This is a genomic window from Vibrio sp. VP6, assembly GCF_028823755.1.
Lineage (GTDB): Bacteria > Pseudomonadota > Gammaproteobacteria > Enterobacterales > Vibrionaceae > Vibrio > Vibrio parahaemolyticus.
Genome location: NZ_JAPEID010000108.1, coordinates 1 through 2,557, shown reverse-complemented (window position 1 = coordinate 2,557; position 2,557 = coordinate 1). Strand labels below are relative to the sequence as shown.

The 2,557-nt window shown below is 37.2% G+C and carries 5 protein-coding genes; all 5 read right to left on the bottom strand.

What is annotated here, in order from left to right; all coding sequences use genetic code 11:
- Positions 1–1,007, bottom strand: a 1,007-nt coding sequence (locus OU793_RS24070) for an insecticidal delta-endotoxin Cry8Ea1 family protein (protein ID WP_274647888.1), incomplete at its 3' end; no start/stop codon positions are given.
- 12 nt (positions 1,008–1,019) lie between these two features.
- A complete protein-coding gene (locus OU793_RS24065; protein WP_023622799.1) occupies positions 1,020–1,355 on the bottom strand; it encodes a hypothetical protein in 336 nt (111 codons plus the stop codon).
- A 138-nt stretch (positions 1,356–1,493) separates the two neighbouring features.
- Positions 1,494–1,649, bottom strand: coding sequence for a hypothetical protein (locus OU793_RS24060; protein ID WP_032072633.1), 156 nt, complete (start codon positions 1,647–1,649; stop codon positions 1,494–1,496).
- Positions 1,649–2,125: a hypothetical protein gene (locus OU793_RS24055; protein ID WP_025789542.1), complete on the bottom strand. Its 477-nt coding sequence runs from the start codon at positions 2,123–2,125 to the stop codon at positions 1,649–1,651. Before OU793_RS24055 ends, OU793_RS24060 begins: the two co-directional genes overlap by 1 nt.
- A 1-nt stretch (position 2,126) precedes the next feature.
- Positions 2,127–2,333, bottom strand: coding sequence for a hypothetical protein (locus tag OU793_RS24050; RefSeq protein WP_023622802.1), 207 nt, complete (start codon positions 2,331–2,333; stop codon positions 2,127–2,129).
- Positions 2,334–2,557 lie beyond the last annotated feature (224 nt).

The window sequence follows — 2,557 nt, the reverse complement described above, 5'->3', positions numbered from 1 at the left end:
TGATTTAGTTCCATCGAATTACGCAACAAAGCCACGCGATTGTAATAATGTATTTCAATACTGTTCCATGATTCAATTTTTACAATACGATTTCGACGTTCCCCAAACATATTTGGTTTTAATGGTTGAGGTATTTCATCTTCCGTACCTGTAGCAATATAGTTGAAATTACCACTAGGAAAACCAACAGCAGGTGAATATGAAATTAAATTACTGTGAACAAACACATCAACTTTTTTCAACTCTTTGATTTTTTGCCAAATAAGCATATGTTCAAAGCCGTGAACCGTACACCAACTACGAGCACCCATCACTTCATCATACACGTTATCTTGGTTTGCATTATTGTAAGAGTCGTTATCAGCCCACGCAGCGAGTTCTGTAATGTAAGACGATACATCATCATAAAGCTTATCAATATTACGTGTTAGCTTATGCACATCAGAATCGGTGAAACCGAATTCATCCTTATAATCCAGACCACAAGCCATGTAAGTAATTTGAAGACTTACAGTTGTTGCTAATAGAGGCAATATCGCATAACCAAGCCATTCATCACCGTCTAGCTCGCGCTTAAAGTTCTCTTCAAGTCCAATCAAGTAATGAGTAACTAAACCAATGTAATCATCTTTTGCCGCAGCATAACCGAAGTTTTCGATAGTCTCATTAATGTCTTGAATTTTATCGCGTGTCTCTTTGATTTTGCTATCCAATATTCCATTGATGGCATCTATAATCGATTCATCTACTAAATCTTGGATTCTGTCACGTAATTGTTCCCAAATGTTTTCAATATCTGGCTCATTTGGCGTATTTGGCCAAAAGATATTCCATAACGTTGATAAAAAACCACCCGCGTAAGGAATATTTGAAAGACCAAATGAAACCATTGCTTTGAAAGCATAGTTAGGATCAACTTCATAGTTATCAAATAAATAACTTTTACGAGCATTGTTAGGGTTAAATTCCGTCAAAGATGACATTGTTACAACGTATTCGTTAGTCATGTGAGCACCTTCTTAGTGGTAATAGATTGTACAGAAACCACGACTAGCGCCATTGTTAATTACAACAATACGCTGATGATAGAATGCATTATCAGGGCGTTGTAAATGGTAAGTTTCATCACGTTGTACCACATGTGATTTAGCCACTTTCCAGCCGCCAGCCATAAATGGCGCACCCCATTGGTATTGAATGGTAAGCTCCCCACGTCCCGTATTCTCAATGTCTACACTACGACCGACTTCCGGGATGATAGGTGTATGTTTGCTGTCTACTTCTGTGACGCCTCCGTTTGGTTCGACAGTCCAATCGTGAGAATAGTCAGTTTCATGTTTTATATTGTTACTCATGATGTTCTCCTATTAAATTGCACAAAATTATGCAATACGTTTAAGTTAAACGTATTGCATCAATAAGAAAACAAACATAAATGAAATGTTACTTTGTAAAAAAGAATGCATTTTTATGATCAATATATGTTAACTAATTCATTTTACAGGAAAGACTTGGGCATCCGTTTCGCTTGTTTCTTTTGTTTCAATGACTTCCGCAAGTTCACCATTTCCACTTTGTGCTGTAGAAGTAGTTTCAACCTGAAAATTTACGGTGCAACCACCAATAAAAATAAGCATTAACCATTTCATTAGTTACTTACCTTATACATGGTAAAAATGATCGCTGGCACTAAGGGTTCGTTTGCACGGTTGATTGCCTCAAGCCCAATTCCGTTGTCTCCATACATCATTACTTGCACAACATCGCCAGCTTTTAGAGGGATTGCGCCTTGTGAAATGATTACATCCTTAATTGAGTCGTCAACGTTAAGCAGTACATTTGAGTTTTCAACGTACTTTCCGTTAACGCTTAACCATAACCTAAACTCGCCGTCACACATCATACAGCCGACTTGCGGGGCTGCTACTATCATATAAACGCCGTCCTCAGAAACAACGATTGCCCCATGATTATTAGTAATGCCGTATGCAAAATCTGTGGTATCCAAAGGAACAAAAGAGTGTCCCATTGCCGGATAAAAATCTTTCGAATGGGACGCTTGAAGCACTGGCTGAGTGGAACAAGCGGACAATAAAAATGCTAATATTAAAATTATAAATTTCATTTTATTTTCCTCTTTTTAGTAGTTCAACAATTTCAGTTCGTAACATTGCATGATAGCGTTTTGTTTCTGTTTCATGGCGACACAAAAGATCAATTATCTTATCTGCGTTTGGTATCACCTCTCTATTTACATCAATAAAAGTCACTAAATTATCATGCTCCGTTGAATCGTTTTTAATATGTTTATCTATAACCTTTAATACGTTCATATATCACCTTCATAATTTAAATGCTTATTTGACAAGTTGATCACTACCAACCACCGGAATCATATTCTTATAAACAATAACGCCAGCAGGATAGTCTTTACCAAATTTCAAGTAAGCAACGGCTTTGTTGCGTAATTCGATGGAACTAAATCAAGAAACTACGATCTGAGCGGCTACGCCCATCAATCGTCGTAGCCTCATGCCTAAACCTCGTTACAAAACAA

Coding starts and splice junctions, on each gene's coding strand:
- OU793_RS24065 (WP_023622799.1), bottom strand. CDS start 1,355: ATGAGTAACAATATAAAACATGAAACTGACTATTCTCACGATTGGACT.
- OU793_RS24060 (WP_032072633.1), bottom strand. CDS start 1,649: ATGAAATGGTTAATGCTTATTTTTATTGGTGGTTGCACCGTAAATTTT.
- OU793_RS24055 (WP_025789542.1), bottom strand. CDS start 2,125: ATGAAATTTATAATTTTAATATTAGCATTTTTATTGTCCGCTTGTTCC.
- OU793_RS24050 (WP_023622802.1), bottom strand. CDS start 2,333: ATGAACGTATTAAAGGTTATAGATAAACATATTAAAAACGATTCAACG.